Source organism: Burkholderia sp. Ac-20379 (assembly GCF_017104645.1).
Lineage (GTDB): Bacteria > Pseudomonadota > Gammaproteobacteria > Burkholderiales > Burkholderiaceae > Burkholderia.
In genome coordinates this window covers 15481-32290 of sequence record NZ_JAAGPF010000015.1, presented here as the reverse complement: position 1 = coordinate 32290, position 16810 = coordinate 15481, and the positions used below count along the sequence as shown (strand labels likewise).

The following is a 16810-nucleotide window of genomic DNA, read 5'->3' as shown; positions in this document are numbered from 1 at the left end:
GTGCGTGACGCGACGCGGCCGCATGCCGTGTCGCGTGGCCGCACGACGGCCCGAGCCGTCGCGCGGTGTGCCGTCCCGATCAGATGTCGAGCTGCGACACGTACTTCAGATTCAGATACGCGTCGAGCGCCTCGGCGCCGCCCTCGGTGCCGTAGCCGCTGTCCTTGACGCCGCCGAACGGCACTTCGGGGAACGCGATGGCGATCTGGTTCAGCGTCAGCATGCCGGTCTCGACTTCATCGATCACGCGATGCGCGGTGCGCTGCGAACGCGTGTAGGCGAATGCGCACAGCCCGTAAGGCAGGCGGTTCGCCTCGTCGATCATCGCGTCGATGCTGTCGAACGCGTTGAGCACCGCGATCGGGCCGAACGGCTCTTCGCTCATGATCTTCGCGGCCGCCGGGACGTCGGTCAGCATCGTCGGCGCGAAGAAATAGCCGCGCTCGCCGATGCGCTTGCCGCCCGCGCGCAGCGTCGCGCCATTCGATACGGCGTCGTCGACCAGCCCTTCGAGCGCATGCAGGCGGCGCACGTTGGCCAGCGGCCCCATGGTGGTGCCGTCGGCCAGACCGTCGCCGATGCGGATCTTGCCGATCGCGGCCTCGAATGCATCCGCGAAGCGTTCGAACACGCCGCGCTGGATCAGGAAGCGCGTCGGCGAGGTGCAGACCTGGCCGGCATTGCGCAGCTTGAACGCGGCCAGTTGCGCCGCCGCCGTCTCGACATCGGCATCGTCGAACACCAGCACCGGCCCGTGACCGCCGAGCTCCATCGTGACGCGCTTCATGTGCTGCCCGGCCAGCGCGGCAAGCTGCTTGCCGACCACGGTCGAACCGGTGAAGGACACCTTGCGGATCACCGGATGCGGAATCAGGTACGAGGAAATCTCGGCCGGGTCGCCGAACACGAGATTGATCACGCCGGCCGGAACACCGGCATCGGCGAATGCGCGAATCAGTGCCGCGGGCGCGGCCGGCGTTTCCTCGGGCGCCTTCACCACGATCGAGCAGCCAGCCGCCAGCGCGGCCGACAGCTTGCGCACCACCTGATTGATCGGGAAATTCCAGGGCGAGAACGCCGCGACCGGGCCGACCGGCTCCTTGATGACCATCTGGCGCGAGCCCGCGATACGCGACGGCACCAGTTTGCCGTAGGCACGACGACCTTCGTCGGCGAACCAGTCGATCAGGTCTGCCGCCGACATCGCCTCGCCGTTCGCCTCGGCCAGCGGCTTGCCCTGTTCGAGCGTCATCAATTGGGCAATTTCGGCCGCGCGTTCGCGCAGCAGTTGCGCGGCGCGGCGCATGATGCCGGCGCGCTCCCAGGCGCTGACGCGCCGCCATTGGGCGAAACCGCGCTGCGCGGCCGCCAGCGCCGCGTCGAGATCGGCGCGCTCGGCACGCGCGACCTGGCCCAGCACGGTTTCGTCGGCCGGGTTCAGCACGTCGATCGCGCGGCGTTCGGCGCCGTCACACCAGACGCCATCGATAAAAAGCTGCACATCCTGATACATGGAATCGGTCCTCGTTCGGAGTTCGAAGAAAGGGAAAGGCTTGGGACATCCGCAACGCTAGGCGCCGCCGCTGCCGTGCTCGCTGGTCGACGCGGGCAACGGGCCGATCGCGAACACGCCGCTCGCGGTCGCGACGATGTCGCCCGCGGCATCGCGCGCCACGGCCTCGCAGAACGCAAGCCGGCCGCCGCGTTTCAGCACCGAGGCGCTGGCGCAGAGGCGGCCGCGCGCCGGACGCAGATAGGAAACGGTGAGCGTGGCCGTGCCGAAGTTGTCGACCTCGCCGCTGGCGCGGGTGGCCGCGCCCATCGCCGTGTCGAGCAGCGCCGCCACCAGCCCGCCGTGCGCATTGCCGTGACGGTTCACGTGCCGCGCGAACACGTCGCACGACACTTCGGCCCAGTCGTCGCCGCTCGCGCTCAACGCGAAGCCGTGGTCAAGGCAGAACGCCGAGTCGATCCGCGGAGAAAAGGCGGTGAGCGTGTCGATCGGGTCAGACATGACCTTGCTCCACGCGCTGCGCGAGCGCCGGATGGAACCCGGTGCGCGCGACACGGCTCGACAGTTGGCGGCCGAGTACGTCCTCGCAGGCTCGCGAGATGTCGAGCAGCGCGGCCAGATCGAGGCCCGTGCCGACGCCCATGGTTTCGAGCACGTTGACGAAATCTTCCGTGCAGACGTTGCCCGTCACGCCGCCGCCGTACTTGACCTTGGCCGGGTGGCCGCCCACCCCGCCGAGCGCGACGTCGAACCAGCGCACGCCGGCCTCGTATGCCGCGAGGTAGTTGACGATGCCGGTGCCGCGCGTGTCGTGGAAATGCGCGATCGCCTGCACCTCGGGAAATTCGCGCAACACCTGCGCGAACAGCGCCTGGGTGGAGGCCTGCGTGGCCGTGCCGATGGTGTCGCCGAGCGTGACGTGCTTCACGCCGGCCCGCGCGAAGCGTTCGACGTCGCGCAGTACCGACGCCGGATCGATCTCGCCGTCGAACGGGCAGCCGAACGCCACCGAGATCGTGCCGATCAGGCGAAAGCGCCCCTGGGCGGCCGCCGCCATCGCCTCGACACGCTGCCATTGATCCTCGCGCGATTGCTTCAGGTTGCGCTGCGAATGCGATTCGCTGGCGGACACCAGCAGGCTGATCTCGTTCGCGCCGTAGCCGGCATCGAGATCGGCCAGCGCGCGCTCGACCGCGCGCAGGTTCGCGCAGGTGGCCTTGTAGTGGACGCCGGGCAGACGCGGAAGATCGCGCAGCACCTCGGTCGCGTCGGCGAACTGCGGCACCACGGCCGGATTCGAATAGGAGGTGGCCTCGACGCGGACGAAGCCGGCGCGGGCAAAACTGTCGATCAGCGCGACCTTGCGCGCCGTATCGATGAAGTCGGGTTCATGCTGTAGCCCGTCTCGGGCAAAGCATTCGCAGAGGATCAGGTCGGACATGATTCGCGGTCGTTCATCTTAGATGCGTGACAATGCAACACATCTAATCAAACGAAAGAGACAATGTCAATCAACTCGACGGAAGCCATCCTCGTGCAACCCACCCGCTACGGCACTTGACCATCCATGTATCGAGCACTCGAATAACCTAGAGTTAATGCATTAAATTCAGTAACTTGCTCGATAAATCATAACAAATGACAAACTTGCTGAAGCTCGATCTCATATCACCTGGCAGCGGGTAAACACCGATCCGGGATCTGAAAATTTACGCATCAACGTCACTCAAATATTTGACTCACTCACGAAGCTTGCATTACTCTGCTTTCCATCGCGGCGCCTTTGCGTCGCCCTCCTCTCCCGAAACCGAGCTCCTACATGAATGCGAATTCGAGTCTGTTGATCGACGACCACGGCGCCGTGCGCGTGCTGACCATGGATCGCCCCGACAAGCGCAATGCGCTGAACAACGCGCTGACCACCGCGCTGCTGGACGCCTTGCACGAGGCCGACCGCGATCCGGCGATCCGCGCGATCGTGCTGACGGGCGCGGGCAAGGCGTTCTGCGCCGGCGCGGACGTCACCGAATTCGGTGGTTTCGTGAATGCTTCGGATTCGACCTCGGCAGCGCAGGCCGCGCTGGCGCGCGCGCATCTGACGACCAACCTGCACCGCGCGTTCTCGCAGATCGGCAAGCCGGTCATCGCCGCCGCGCACGGCTACGCGATGGGCGGCGGCGCCGGCCTCGCGCTGGCCTGCGACATGGTGGTGGCGGGAGACAGCCTGAAGCTCGGCTATCCGGAACTGAAGCACGGCATCGTCGCCGCGATCGTGATGGCGAATCTGGTGAAGCAGGTCGGCCGCAAGGCGGCGTTCGAGCTGGTGTCGCTCGGCGAAGCGCTCGATGCGCCGCGCGCGCTGGCGCTCGGCATGGTCAATCGCGTGGTGCCGGACGCGTCGATGCTCGATACGGCAATCACCCTTGCCGATCGCCTCGCCGCGTTCGACGCGGCGGCCATGACGGCCACCAAGCGGCTGTTCCACCGCGTCGCGGACCTGCCGCTGCAGACCGCGCTCGACGCTTCGCTCGACACGAACATGATGATGCGCGGCTTCCGCCAGCCGCGTGGCGAGCAAGCATGAACACGCCCGTCAAACCGCTGTCGAACGTCACCATCGTCGAGCTCGCGCGCGTGCTCGCCTGCCCGTTCGCCGACATGATCCTCGCCGAGCTCGGCGCCACGGTCATCAAGATCGAACAGCCCGGCAGCGGCGACGAGACGCGCAGCTTCGAACCGCAGGTCGGCGACCAGTCGGCCTACTACTTCGCCTGCAATCGCAGCAAGCTGTCGGTCACCGCCAATCTCAAGACCGAAGCCGGCCGCCGGATCGTGCGCGAGCTGACGGCCGGCGCGGATGTCCTGCTCGAGAATTTCCCGGTCGGCACGCTGGCGCGCTACGGGCTCGATCACGCCACGCTGCGCGCCACGCATCCGGGGCTGATCTACGTGTCCTGCACCGGCTTCGGTCAGACCGGCCCCTACGCGAAGCGCAAGGGCTACGACACCGTGTTTCAGGCTATGGGCGGGCTGATGAGCCTGACGGGCGAGCGCGACGGCGGCCCGGTCAAGCCGGGCCTGCCGATCGCCGACCTGTCCTCGGGCCTGTGGATCGCGATCTCGATCCTCGCGGCGCTGAACGGTAGGACGCTGACGGGCACGGGCACCCATATCGACTTCTCGATGCTCGATGGCCAGGTGAGCCTGTTGACGCTGGCCGCCGCCCGCTACTTCGCGCTCGGCGAAGTGCCGCCGCGGCTCGGCACCGAACATCCGGGGCGCGTGCCGTCCGCCACCTTCGCCTGCTCCGATGGCCGGCACGTGCATATCACCTGCAGCGATCAGCACTGGATTCCGCTTTGCACGCTGCTGCGGCTCGACGCGCTCGCGGCGGACCCGACGCTGAGCACCAACGCCGGACGCGTCGAACATCGCGAACGCGTGATGGCCGCGCTCACCGCCGCCATCGCCGGCTGGACCCAGCCCGCGCTCTGCGCAGCCTGCGACAACGCCGATGTGCCGGCCGGCCCGATCAACGACGTCGCCCAGGTGCTGGCCGATCCGCACGTCCAGGCGCGCGGCATGGTCGGCGCGTTCACGCATCCCGAAGTCGGCGAATTCGGCGCGCTGCCGATGCCGTTCCGTTTCGACGGCTTCGCCAATCCCGAGATGCAGCGGCCGCCGCTGCTCGGCGAGCACACCGAACAGGTGCTGCGCGACCGGCTCGGCTACGACGCGGCGACGATCGACGCGCTGCGTCGCGAACGCGCCATCTGACCCGCTCGCGGCCCCTATCGACACACCGAGGCGATGGCGCGTTCAGCGCGCCATCGCGACACGAGGAGCATGTATGGAGACACAAGCGACCCTGATCGTCGAGACCCGCGAAGGCGTGGCCGAGATCGTCCTGAACCGCCCGGACCAGCGCAATGCGCTGAACGGCGAGATGTGCGACGCCCTGCGCGCCGCCGCCGATGCACTGCGCAAGGACAGCGCCGTGCGCTGCGTGATCGTGCGCGCCAACGGCCCGGTGTTCTGCGCCGGCGCGGATCTGAAGGAACGTAAGGGCATGGATATCGATGCCGTGCGCGCCCGCCGGCTCAAGGCATTTGCCGCCTACGACGCGCTGGAGCGGATCGGCAAGCCCTGCATCGCGCTGGTCGAGGGCCCCGCCGTGGGCTCGGGCGGCGAAATCGCGATGGCCTGCGACTTCATCGTGGCCACGCCGAACGCCGGCTTCCGCACGCCGGAAGCGCTGTGGGGCACGGTCGGCGCGACGCAGCGACTGCCGCGCGTGGTCGGCAAGCGTCTCGCCAAGGACATGGCTTACACGGGACGTACGCTGTCGGCAGCGGAAGCGCAGGCATTCGGGCTGGTCACGCGCGTGGTCGACGCCGACGGCGCGCTCGCCGAGGTCCGCGCGATGGCGACGGCGATCGCTGCCGCACCGCCGCTGGCCATGCACCTGACGCGCGACTGCATCGATCGCGGCGTCGAGACCGACCCGGCCGGTGCGCTGGCGATCGAGATCCTCGCGATCGACACGCTGCTGCACAATGCCGACTGGAAAAGCACGATTTCGAATTTTGGCAACACCGCCTCGAGCGGGATCGGCGCGGGAGGCCGTCATGACTGAGCAACACGCCTATCTTCACTACGCGGAACAGTTCGGACTGCCGAACCCGGTCACGCTGCCCGCCGTGCTTGCCGCGCGTGCCGCGGCCACACCCGATGCCGAGGCGCTCGTGATCGACGACGAGCGGATCGATTACCGCACGCTGGCCGCGCGCGTGGACAGCGCCGCCGCGAAGATGATCGCGGCCGGCGTGGAGCCGGGCGAGCATGTCGGCATCATGATGGGCAATTCGATCGACTGGGTCGTGCTGTTCTACGCGGCCGCCTCGATCGGCGCGATCACGGTGCCCGTCAACACGCGCTTCAAGACCGACGAACTGAACTACTGCCTCAAGCAGGGCGACGTGCGTGTGCTGTTCTACGTCGATACGTTCCTGAAGATCGATTACACGCAGTTGCTGCGCGAAGTCGAACCGGCCTTCGACCGCAGCCTGCCCGGCGAGACCCTGCCGCTGCTGCGCCGCGCCGTGATGGTCGGCAAGTCGGCTCGCGGTCTGCCGGCCGGCGTCGAGCACTTCGACGCGCTGCCCGATACGCCGGCGCTGCGCGATGCGGCTGCGTTACGCGCCTTGCAGGTCACGCCCGACGACATCCTGCTGATCCAGTACACGTCGGGCACCACCTCGTTCCCGAAGGGCGTGCTGCTGCGCCACCGCAACATGCTGATGAACGCGGCCGCCTCGGCGCTGCGCATCGGCGTGCGCCCCGACGATCGCTATTTCAGCGTGCGTCCGTTCTTCCACGTGGCGGGCACCACGCTGTCGATGCTGGTCGCGCTGGTGACGGGCGCCTGCCTGCTGTCGGTGCCGTCGTTCGACGTCGCCACGGCCTTGACGCTGCTCGACGAGGAGCGTTGCACGCTGACCTCGGGCAACGACACGATCTTCCTGATGCTGATGAGCCACCCCGAATTCCGGCGCGAGCGGATTCATCTGCGCGGCGGCTGGGCCGCCGCCGGGCCGGAGATCATGCAGCAGATCCACGACGTGATGGGCGTGCCGCACATGGTCGGCGCCTACGGGCAATCGGAAGCCTCGCCGAACGTCGTGCTGAACGACTGGCGCGATCCGCTCGACGTGCGCGTCGGCGGCTGGGCGCATCCTCATCCCGGCATCGAGATCCGCACGGTGTCGACCGACACGCATGCGGTGCAGCCGGCAAACGAACCCGGCGAAATCCAGGTGCGCGGCTGGAGCGTCATGCAGGGCTACTACAACAAGCCGAAGGAAACCGCGCAGGCGTTCAGCGAGGACGGCTGGCTGCGCACGGGCGATCTGGGCGTGATCGACGGCGACGGCCGCCTGCGCATGCTCGGCCGCCTCAAGGACGTGTTCCGCGTCGGCGGCGAGAACGTCGCGCCGGCCGAGGTCGAGGAAACGCTCTTTGGCCACCCGGCCGTGCAACTCGCGCAAGTGGTGGGCGTGCCCGATGCACGCCTGGGCGAAGTGCCGGCCGCGTTCATCGTGCTGCGCCCCGGCTCCGACGCTTCCGACGAGGAACTGATCGCGTTCTGCAAGGCGCGCTGCGCGAACTTCAAGGTGCCGCGCTATCTGCGGATCGTGCCGTCGTTCGACGAGATCGGCATGACCGGCAGTTCGAAGGTGCAGAAAAACAAGCTGCGCGACTATGCGATCCGCGAGTTCGGTCTCGCCTGACACCCGGAGCATCATGAAGCCCACCCGAATCAGCCGCCTGCTCGGCATCCGTTATCCGATCGTCCAGGCCGGCATGAGCTGGGCGTCGTCGAACGCCGCCCTGCCGGCCGCTGTCACGCTGGCCGGTGGCCTCGGCGTGATCGCCGCCGGCCCGATGTACCTCGATGCATTCCGCGACACCGTGCGTGCCGTCCGGCTGGCCGCCGGCGGCGCACCGTTCGCGGTCAACCTGCCGCTCTACCGCCCCGAAGCCGAACGCTTCCTCGATGTGATCGAGGAAGAACGCGTGCCGATCCTGATCGCCTCGCAGGGCGGCCCCAAGGCGCACCTCGCGCGATTCCGCGCGCTCGGGACACGCTGGATTCATGTCGTGTCGACGCTCGAGCATGCGCGCAAGGCCGCCGATGCCGGCGTGGACGGGCTGGTGGTGGTGGGCGCCGAGGCCGGCGGCCATCCGCCCGCCAATGGCGTGGGGACGCTGGTGGCCGTGCGGCGCGCGATCCAGGCGCTGCCCGAGATGCCGATCATCGCGGGCGGCGGCGTGGCCGATGGCTTCGGCGTGGCTGCCCTGCTCGCGCTGGGCGCGGACGCCGTGCAGCTCGGCACGCGCTTTCTCGCCACCCGCGAAGCCGGCGTGCATCCGAACTACAAGCAGGCCGTGCTCGATACCGAAATCGACGCGACCGCGCTGGTGGGCATCCGCAAGCTGCCGGTGCGCATGACGCGCAATGCGTTCGCGCAAGACGTGCTGCGCGCCGATGGCGAACAGATCGACGACGAGGCGTATGCCGCGCTGTTCGGCAGCAGTTCGCTGAAACAGGCCGCGCTGGACGGCGATACCGTGCGCGGCAAGGTCGAACTCGGGCAATCGGCGGGATTGATCTCCGATCTGCCGAGCGCCGCCGAGGTGGTGGCGCGCTTGGTCGACGAGTATCGTTGCGCCGTTTCGCGGCTGATCGAGGGAAGCTGACGGCGGCGCGGCGCGGCGCGGCGAACGTTCGGTGACGCCGCCGCGCCCTCGCTTCGAGGCACGCCGACGCCACCCAACCTCAGTGCGCCGCCAGATACCCCTTCACCGCCGGCAGCCCCGGCTTGCCGTCCAGCGTGGTCACGCCGCTGAGCCAGCCGTCGAGCACGCCCGGATTCGCCTTGAGCCAGGTGAGCGCCGCCTGATTCGGATCCTGCTTGTTCATGATCGGAATCATCAGGCGGTTCTCCATGTCCGTCGTGAACTTCAGGTTCGCGGCGAAGCGCGCCACGTTCGGGCAGCGCGCCGCGTAATCGGGCGTCTGCACCGTGTAGACCTTCGCTTCGCCGTAGTTCGCGCCGAACACGTCGTCGCCGCCCGACAGGTAGTCGATCTTGTAGAGCGCGTTCATCGGATGCGGCTCCCAGGCGAGAAACACCACCCACTGCCGGTCGCGGATCGCGCGATTCACCTGCACGAGCATGCCGGCCTCGCTCGATTCGATCAGCTTGAAATCGCCGATGCCGTCCTTGTTCGTCTTGATCATCTTGCCGATCAGCTGGTTGCCGTCGTTGCCGGGCTCGATGCCGTAGATCCGATGCTGCAGCTTGTCGGCGAAGCGCGGCAGATCCGCGAACGAACGCAATCCCGCCGCGTAGACGTAGTCGGGCACGGCCAGCGTGAACTTCGCATCCTTGAGGTTCGGATCGGGCAGCACCTTCACCCCGCCGCTCTTGACGAACGGCGCGATGATCGGGTCCATCGACGGCGACCAGTAGCCGAGAAACACGTCGATCTGGCCGGTCTTCACGCCGGTGAAGGCGATCGGAACCGAGGCGATCGTCTTCGACGGGCTGTAGCCCAGCGCCGTGAGCACGGTGGAAGCCAGGCCCGTGGTGGCGGCGATGTCGCTCCAGCCCACGTCGGCGAATCGCACCTGCCTGCACGCCGGCGCCTCGGCCGCGCCGGCTGCCGAGCCGAACACGGTCAGGCCCGTCAGTATTGCCATCGTCACTGCTTTCATAGCGTCTCCTCGCTGAATGGGATCGGTGATCGGGATGGGTTGGCCGGCCGCGCATCGGTGGGCGGCCTGCGCTCGTGGCTCGGCGCGTGCCCGTAGAACGACCGGAACGCGCGGCTGAAATGCGTGCTGGTGTGAAAGCCGGCCGTTTTCGCCACGTGCGCGATGGGCAGGTTGCTATGCCGGATCAGCTTGCGGGCGTGACGCATGCGCACGCCGAGATAGTATTCGTTCGGCGTCACGCCGAGCGCCTGCCGGAACACGCGCTGCAGATGGCGCATGGACACGCCGGCAAGGCGGGCCAGGTCGGGCACATTGAGCGGATCCTCGACGTTGGCCTCCATCAGGCGCACCACCTCGATCAGCTCGGCGCGCGCGAAGCCGGGCCGCGCCGGCACCGGAATCGGCTGCAGATCGGTGGGCTCGCGCACGCATTCGATCAGGAACTGCTCCGAGATGTCGCGCGTCATTCTCGGGCCGAGCGCCTCGCCGATCAGATGCAGCATCATGTCGAGCGGCGCCGTGCCGCCGGTGCAGGTGAGGCGATCGCGATCCACCGCGAAGATCTCGTCGACGAACCGCACCGCGGGAAAGTCTCGATGAAACGCGCACAGCTCTTCCCAGTGCACCGCGCAGCGATAGCCGTCCAACAGGCCCGCTTCCAGCAGTGCGTACGCCCCGGTGCACAAGCCGCCCAGCACCACGCCGCGCTGCGCCAGGGCGCGCAGCAGGCGGCGCGTCGGCTCGTTGGTCGCGGCGCGCACGTCCCATCCGCCGCACACGAGCACCACGTCGGGCAGCGCTTCGCGCAGATCGGGAACGCGGCACGGGCCCGTGGCGATGCCGTTGCTGGCGGCAACCTCGCCCGCCGTCGCGCTGAGCATCTCCCACTGGTAGTAGTCGTCCTGCTTCAGTTGATTGGCCATGCGCAGCGCCTCGATCGCACTCGACACCGCGATCATCGAATAGCGCTGCAAAATGAGGAATCCAAATCGTCTTGCGGGGGAAGTCATAAGCTTTCTCGCCAGCAGATTACGCCGGGCCGGGCGCGCTTCGCGCGCGCCCCGCCGATCTCACCGCCCAGTCACTTCGCGCACATCCTGACGATCCAGTCGCAGAAGATCCTGGCCTCCGGGCTCAACAGACTGTCGGCCGGGTACAGCAGGAAAAAGCCGCGCCCGGTGCGCACGCTCGTCTCGATCGGGCGCACCAGCACGCCGGCGTCGAGCATGTCGTCGGCCAGGTAGCGCCAGCCCATCGCGACGCCCTGCCCGCCGAGCGCGGCCTGCAGCACCGCCGGATAGTTGTTGATGTAGAGATCCTGGCGCGGCTCGCCGAGCGCGAGATCGTTGCGCGCGAACCAGGTGGGCCAATCCATCCAATCCCAATGCCGCGTCTCGAGATGAATCAGCGTGCAGTTCAGCAAATCTTCCGGGCCGCGCATCGATGTCTGCCGCGCCAGATAGGCCGGGGAACAGACCGGGCAGATTTCCTCGTCGAGCAGGAACCGCGAGCTGCAGGCGGGCCAATGCCCGTCGCCGAACTGGATGGCCACATCGGCACCCTCGCGGATATGCGTCGTGTCCTCGTCCGACGCATCGACATGGATGACGATCTCGGGGTGCGCCTCCCGGAATTGCGGCAGGCGCGGAATCAGCCAGTGCGAGGCGAAGGCCAGATCGGTCGATACCGTGACGGTGGACGACGAAGCCTGCACGCGCAGTTCGTAGGCGGCGGACGCCAGCAGTTCGAGCGCCGCGTTCACCGTCCGCTGGAACTTCCGGCCGCCTTCGGTCAGCGTCACCGCCTTGTGGCTGCGCACGAACAGCGGGCACCGCAGCGTCTCCTCGAGCAGCCGGATCTGCCGGCTGACGGCGCTCTGCGTCAGGCACAGCTCCTCGGCGGCGGCCGTGAAGTTTTCGTGGCGTGCGGCGGCCTCGAACGCGGCGAGATAGGAAAGCGGCGGAAGCTGCTTGGATCGACTGACCATATCGGAGTGGCTTGCCTCGACAACCGATTCTTGGGGCGCGGCGGCCTTGCGAGGCCGCCGCGGCTCGTGCTTACTGCTCGTGCTTACTGCTGGCGCTTCAGCGCGATGCCGGCACCGGCCTGGGCCGGCCACGGCGCGTCGCGATGCCGGGCTTCGAGTTCCGCGAGGCGATCGAGCGTGGCCTGACGAAACGGCGTGCTCCGGCGCGCCGCCATGTCGACGTGCAGCAGCAGCGCCTCCATGGTTGCCAAGGCGTGCGCGCCGCCCGCGCGGTCCCGCATCGTCAGAAACAGGCGCATTTTCTTGCCGTCGTACTCGAGCAGCCGGGCCGTCACCACGAACGGCTCGCCCTGCCCGATCTCCTTCAGGTAATGCACCGCCGTCTGCAGCGTGTAGAGCGTGATCTGCTCGCGCGCGCGGGCTGCCGCATCGAGGCCGATGCGATCCATCGTCGCGTCGATCGCATCGCTGAACACGCGCACGTAACAGGCGTCGTTCATGTGGCCGTTGTAATCGATCCATTCGGCCCGCACCGATGCCGCGTAGACAAGCACGTCCTCGTTCATCCCGATGCTCCCTGGTTGCGCCGTCGTTGCCGGCTCAGCGCGCCGTCACGCGCCGCTCGCCGCCGCCCGCGTCCGGCAGCGGCGCGCCCTGCATCGCCCGGCTCGCCTCGACGATCTTGCGATCGCGTTCCGCCGCCAGTTGATGGAAGCTCGCGCCGTGCGCCGCCGCCGTCACCCCGGCGGCGAGCGCCTCGATGGTTCGCGTGTCGAGCACCGGGTTGCCGAGGTCGGCCCACCAGCGGTGGAACGACGGCGCAAACCGCTCGCAGAATACGCCGAGACCATGACCGCCGCTACCCAGATTGAACAGCATGTGCGGCCCCATCACCGACCAGCGCAGCCCCGGCCCCGCGTACACGGCCTTGTCGACGTCCTCGACGCTGGCCACGCCTTCCGTCACGAGATGGATCGCCTCCCGCCAGAGCGCGGCCTGCAGCCGGTTCGCGACGTGCCCCGGCACTTCCTTGTTGACGCGGATCGTCGTCTTGCCGCACCCGGCGTAGAACTGCTCGGCCAGCGGCAGCACGTCGGCGTCGGTCCGCTCGTTGCCGAGCAGTTCGACCAGCGGGATCAGATGCGGCGGATTGAACGGATGCCCGAGGATGAAGCGGCCCGGATTGGCCCAGCCCGCCTGCATCTCCTTGACGAGCAGCCCCGAGGCGCTCGAGCACACCACGGCGCGCGGATCGAGCCTCGGCTCGATGCGGGCATAGATGTCGTGCTTGATCTCGATGCGCTCGGGCACGCTTTCCTGCACGAACTGCGCGCGTTCGACCGCGGCCTCGGGCGTTCCGAAAAAGCGCAGACGATCGGGATTGCCGCGCGCGGTCAGCCCCAGGCGCTCGAGGCTCGGCCACGCATGGGCGACGTAGTCGCGCACGAAGGCCTCGACCTCGGCGGACGGATCGTAGACATCCACCTCGAGGCCGGCGGCCAGGAACAGCGCCGCCCAACTGGCGCCGATGGTGCCGGCGCCGAGCACGCTCACGACTTCGATAGGTTGCGGAATGGCTTGCACTGCGTTCATCGTCTCTTCCTTGTTCAATGGTGACTGCATGGGCCGCCTCAGAGATCGAGCACCAGCCGCTCACTGCGCGCGCGCGAACAGCACACCGCGATCACGTCGTTGGCCGCCTTTTCTCCGTCGGTCAGGATCCGATCGCGATGGTCCGGCACGCCCTCCGCCACATCGGTCAGGCAGGCGCCGCACACGCCCTGCTCGCAGACGGTGGGCACCGCCAATCCCGCCGCCCTGAGCACTTGCAGGATCGTCTTGTCGGCCGGCACGTCGAACTCGCGGCCCGAGCGGCGCAACACGACGCGGAACGCCGCGTTCGATGCGCCCGCAACCGGTTCGGCCGCGAAGCGCTCGAAATGCACGGCGCCCACCGGCCAGTGCGCGGACGCCTGCTCGACCGCGTTCATCAGGCCACCCGGGCCGCAGCAGTAGACGTGGCAGCCGTCGGGCGCCTCGGCCAGCGCCGCCACGACATCGAGCCCGCGCGCCGGATCGCCGTCGTCGAAGTGCAGCCGTACCGCGTCGCGAAACGGCGCGGCGTCGCGAAGCCGCGCGACGAACGCGGCGTCGCGCTCGCGGCGCGCGCAGTAATGCAGCGTGAACGGCGTGCCGTCGCGATGCAGTTGGCTCGCCATCGACAGGATCGGCGTGATGCCGATCCCGCCCGCGATCAGCACCGCGCGGCGCGCGCCCGGCGACATCGGGAAATGATTGAACGGCCCGCTGACCCGCAGCTCGGTGCCGACCCGCACCGCCTCGTGCAGGTAGCGCGAGCCGCCGCGGCTGGCCGGATCGTTCAGCACGGCGATCCGGTAGCGATCCGCCGGGCCGTGCGCCTCGTACAGCGAGTACTGGCGCGTGATGCCGTTGCCGAGGTGCACGGCGAGATGCGCGCCGGGCGCGTAGCCCGGCAGCGCGGCGCCGTCTGGCGCCGCCAGTTCGAAGCTGCGGATGCCGGCCGCCTCCTCGGCGATCGCGCGCACGACGAGCGGATGCCGATCGAGCGGCGTGACGTGGTTTGACATCGAAACAACCCTTTTGATGGAGAGGGAGACGGAGGCCCGCGATCAGGCGTGGGCGATCTGCACGTGCCGCACCGTCGTGTAGTTCTCCAGCGCGTACATCGACATGTCGCTGCCGTAGCCCGACGCCTTCATGCCGCCGTGCGGCATCTCCGCCGTGGCGATGCCGTGCGCGTTCACCCAGGTCATGCCGCAGCGCAGCCGCGAGGCGATCGACATCGCGCGGCCGACGTCGCGCGTCCAGATCGACGAGGCCAGCCCGTAGGCGCTGTCGTTGGCAAGGCGGATCGCTTGCTCGGCGCCCCGGAAGCGCGTGATCGACACGACCGGCCCGAAGATCTCGCGCTGCACGATCTCGTCGTCCTGGCGCGCGTTGGCAATGACCGTGGGCGCATAGAAAAAGCCGTTGCCCTCGGGCACGCGCCCGCCCGTCAGCACCTCGAGATGCCGCGCCTCGCGGGCGCGCTCGACGAAGCCGTGAACATGGCGGCGATGCCGCTCGGAAATCAGCGGCCCCATCTCGGTGCGGGCGTCGCCCGGCGCGCCCACGCGAATCGATGCGGCCCGGCTCGCGAACTCGGCCACGAAACGGTCATAGATGCCGTCTTCGACGTAGAACCGGCACGGTTGCGCGCAATCCTGCCCGGCGTTGAAAAACGCGCCGGCCCGCAACGCGTCGACGGTGGCGGGCAGATCCGCGTCGTCGAACACGATGACGGGCGCCTTGCCGCCCAGTTCGAGGTGCGTGTGGATCAGGTGCTGCGACGCCGCCGTCAGGATCCGGCTTGCCGTGGCGGGGCCGCCCGTCAGCGACACCAGATCGAGCCGGCTGTCACGGATCAGCGCCTCGCCGGTGGTCGCGCCGCGCCCCACGACGACATTGACCACGCCCTCGGGAAACAGATCGGCGGCCAGTTCGCCGAGCCGCAGCGTGGTCAGCGGCGTCAGTTCCGACGGCTTCAGCACGACCGGGCAGCCGGCCGCCAGCGCCGGCGCGAGCTTCCACGCCGCCATCATCAGCGGGTAGTTCCACGGCGCGATGGCGCCGACCACCCCCACCGCGTCGCGGCGGATCATCGAGGTGAAGCCGGCCACGTATTCCCCGGCGTTCGAACCCGACACGCATCGGGCCGCGCCGGCCATGAAGCGGATCACGTCCGTGACGAGCGGCAGTTCGTCCGCCGTCACCGAATGGCGCGGCTTGCCGCAGTTCGACGATTCGAGCTCGGCGAATTCGTCGGCGCGGGCCTCGATCGCGTCGGCGAGCGCGTGCAACGCGGCCGCGCGCTTGCCCGGCGGCGTGGCGGCCCAACCGGGGAACGCCGCCGCCGCCGCGCCGACGGCTTCGTCCACTTGCTCGACGCTGGCTTCCGCCAGTTCGACGAGGATCGCGCCCGTCGCGGGATCGACAACCGGGATGCGATCGCCCGCGCCCGCCACCATCTCGCCGGCAATCAGATTATGGGTTTGCATGAAACATGACCTCGCATTCGTCAGAAGCCGACACTGTCCTTGCCCTTGAGGCCGAGCCGCTCGCGCGCCTCGGCCGGCGTCGCCACGCGGTAGCCCAGTTCCTCGACGATGCGGCGGATCTTGCGCACCTGCTCCGCGTTCGACGTGGCCAGTTGGCCCTTGTCGATGTACAGGTTGTCTTCGAGGCCCACGCGCACGTTGCCGCCCATCACCGCCGACTGCGTCGCGAACCGCATCTGGTTGCGCCCCGCCGCCAGCACCGACCATTCGAAGCGGTCGCCGAACAGGCGCTGCGCGATGCTGTGCAGATGGCTCAGGTTGTCGGTATCCGCCCCCATGCCGCCGAGGATCCCGAAGATCATCTGCAGGAAGAACGGCGGCTTGAGCAGGCCCTGATCGACGAAATACGCGAGGTTGTAGAGATGCCCGAGGTCGTAGCACTCGAACTCGAAGCGCGTGCCGTGCGTCTCGCCGAGCTCGCGCAGCGTGTACTCGATATCCTTGAACGTGTTCTTGAACACGAAATCGCGCGTCATCTCGAGAAACGCGGGCTCCCAGTCGTGCCGCCACTCGCCGTGTTTCTTCAGCATCGGGAAGATGCCGAAGTTCAGCGAGCCGCAATTCAGCGACGCCATTTCCGGTTTCGCCACCAGGGCCGCCTCGAGACGCTGCTCGAGCGTCATGCCGAGGCCGCCGCCCGTCGAGATGTTGATCACCGCGTCGCAGTTCGCCTTGATCGCCGGCAGGAATTGCATGAACACCTTCGGATCGGGCGTCGGCCGGCCGGTTTCCGGATCGCGGGCATGCAGGTGGATGATCGAGGCCCCCGCCTCGGCGGCCGCGATCGACTCGGCCGCGATCTGCGCCGGCGTGATCGGCAGGTGCGCCGACATGGTCGGCGTATGAATGCCGCCCGTCACCGCGCAGGTGATGATGATGCTTTCAGACAT

General features: G+C 68.2%; 16 protein-coding genes. 5 read left to right on the top strand and 11 right to left on the bottom strand.

The window, feature by feature from the left end:
• Window positions 1–79: 79 nt before the first annotated feature.
• From G3N92_RS03685 to G3N92_RS03675, 3 genes are read right to left on the bottom strand one after another with little or no spacing between them, the layout of a single operon-like run.
• Window positions 80–1513 (bottom strand): NAD-dependent succinate-semialdehyde dehydrogenase, encoded by a 1434-nt coding sequence (locus tag G3N92_RS03685; RefSeq protein WP_206126095.1) that lies wholly within the window; start codon window positions 1511–1513, stop codon window positions 80–82.
• 57 nt (window positions 1514–1570) lie between these two features.
• On the bottom strand, window positions 1571–2014 hold the full coding sequence (locus tag G3N92_RS03680) for a PaaI family thioesterase (RefSeq protein ID WP_206126094.1): 444 nt from the start codon (window positions 2012–2014) through the stop codon (window positions 1571–1573).
• On the bottom strand, window positions 2007–2954 hold the full coding sequence (locus G3N92_RS03675; protein ID WP_206126093.1) for a hydroxymethylglutaryl-CoA lyase: 948 nt from the start codon (window positions 2952–2954) through the stop codon (window positions 2007–2009). The genes G3N92_RS03680 and G3N92_RS03675 overlap by 8 nt, the downstream gene beginning before the upstream one ends.
• Window positions 2955–3332: 378 nt before the next feature.
• On the opposite strand from G3N92_RS03675, the gene G3N92_RS03670 reads away from it, so the two are divergent.
• The 5 genes from G3N92_RS03670 to G3N92_RS03650 all read left to right on the top strand — a co-directional run bounded on the left by G3N92_RS03670 (window position 3333) and on the right by G3N92_RS03650 (window position 8773).
• Window positions 3333–4097, top strand: coding sequence for an enoyl-CoA hydratase/isomerase family protein (locus G3N92_RS03670; RefSeq protein ID WP_206126092.1), 765 nt, complete (start codon window positions 3333–3335; stop codon window positions 4095–4097).
• Window positions 4094–5290, top strand: a complete 1197-nt coding sequence (locus tag G3N92_RS03665) for a CaiB/BaiF CoA-transferase family protein (protein WP_206126091.1) — start codon at window positions 4094–4096, stop codon at window positions 5288–5290. Before G3N92_RS03670 ends, G3N92_RS03665 begins: the two co-directional genes overlap by 4 nt.
• Before the next feature lie 73 nt (window positions 5291–5363).
• Window positions 5364–6149 carry an enoyl-CoA hydratase/isomerase family protein gene (locus tag G3N92_RS03660; protein WP_206126090.1) on the top strand — a complete coding sequence of 262 codons (786 nt, stop codon included), beginning with the start codon at window positions 5364–5366 and terminating at the stop codon, window positions 6147–6149.
• Window positions 6142–7803: an AMP-binding protein gene (locus tag G3N92_RS03655; protein ID WP_206126089.1), complete on the top strand. Its 1662-nt coding sequence runs from the start codon at window positions 6142–6144 to the stop codon at window positions 7801–7803. The genes G3N92_RS03660 and G3N92_RS03655 overlap by 8 nt, the downstream gene beginning before the upstream one ends.
• 13 nt (window positions 7804–7816) lie before the next feature.
• Window positions 7817–8773 carry a nitronate monooxygenase gene (locus G3N92_RS03650; protein ID WP_241014572.1) on the top strand — a complete coding sequence of 319 codons (957 nt, stop codon included), beginning with the start codon at window positions 7817–7819 and terminating at the stop codon, window positions 8771–8773.
• A gap of 79 nt (window positions 8774–8852) precedes the next feature.
• Here G3N92_RS03650 and G3N92_RS03645 read toward each other — a convergent pair whose 3' ends face one another.
• The 8 genes from G3N92_RS03645 to G3N92_RS03610 all read right to left on the bottom strand — a co-directional run bounded on the left by G3N92_RS03645 (window position 8853) and on the right by G3N92_RS03610 (window position 16810).
• Window positions 8853–9794, bottom strand: a complete 942-nt coding sequence (locus G3N92_RS03645; RefSeq protein WP_206126087.1) for a choline ABC transporter substrate-binding protein — start codon at window positions 9792–9794, stop codon at window positions 8853–8855.
• Window positions 9791–10768, bottom strand: a complete 978-nt coding sequence (locus G3N92_RS03640) for a GlxA family transcriptional regulator (RefSeq protein WP_241014571.1) — start codon at window positions 10766–10768, stop codon at window positions 9791–9793. Before G3N92_RS03640 ends, G3N92_RS03645 begins: the two co-directional genes overlap by 4 nt.
• Before the next feature lie 107 nt (window positions 10769–10875).
• Window positions 10876–11781 carry a transcriptional regulator GcvA gene (gene gcvA, locus G3N92_RS03635; protein ID WP_206126085.1) on the bottom strand — a complete coding sequence of 302 codons (906 nt, stop codon included), beginning with the start codon at window positions 11779–11781 and terminating at the stop codon, window positions 10876–10878.
• Window positions 11782–11864: 83 nt separating this feature from the next.
• A complete protein-coding gene (locus G3N92_RS03630) occupies window positions 11865–12347 on the bottom strand; it encodes a thioesterase family protein (protein WP_206126084.1) in 483 nt (160 codons plus the stop codon).
• 34 nt (window positions 12348–12381) lie between these two features.
• Window positions 12382–13374 (bottom strand): 3-hydroxyacyl-CoA dehydrogenase NAD-binding domain-containing protein, encoded by a 993-nt coding sequence (locus tag G3N92_RS03625; RefSeq protein WP_206126083.1) that lies wholly within the window; start codon window positions 13372–13374, stop codon window positions 12382–12384.
• 38 nt (window positions 13375–13412) lie between these two features.
• The gene (locus G3N92_RS03620; RefSeq protein ID WP_206126082.1) at window positions 13413–14390 is read right to left on the bottom strand and encodes a PDR/VanB family oxidoreductase; all 978 of its coding nucleotides are present in this window, start codon (window positions 14388–14390) and stop codon (window positions 13413–13415) included.
• A 42-nt stretch (window positions 14391–14432) separates the two neighbouring features.
• A complete protein-coding gene (locus G3N92_RS03615) occupies window positions 14433–15860 on the bottom strand; it encodes a gamma-aminobutyraldehyde dehydrogenase (protein WP_206126081.1) in 1428 nt (475 codons plus the stop codon).
• Between the two features lie 20 nt (window positions 15861–15880).
• The gene (locus G3N92_RS03610; RefSeq protein WP_206126080.1) at window positions 15881–16810 is read right to left on the bottom strand and encodes a 3-keto-5-aminohexanoate cleavage protein; all 930 of its coding nucleotides are present in this window, start codon (window positions 16808–16810) and stop codon (window positions 15881–15883) included.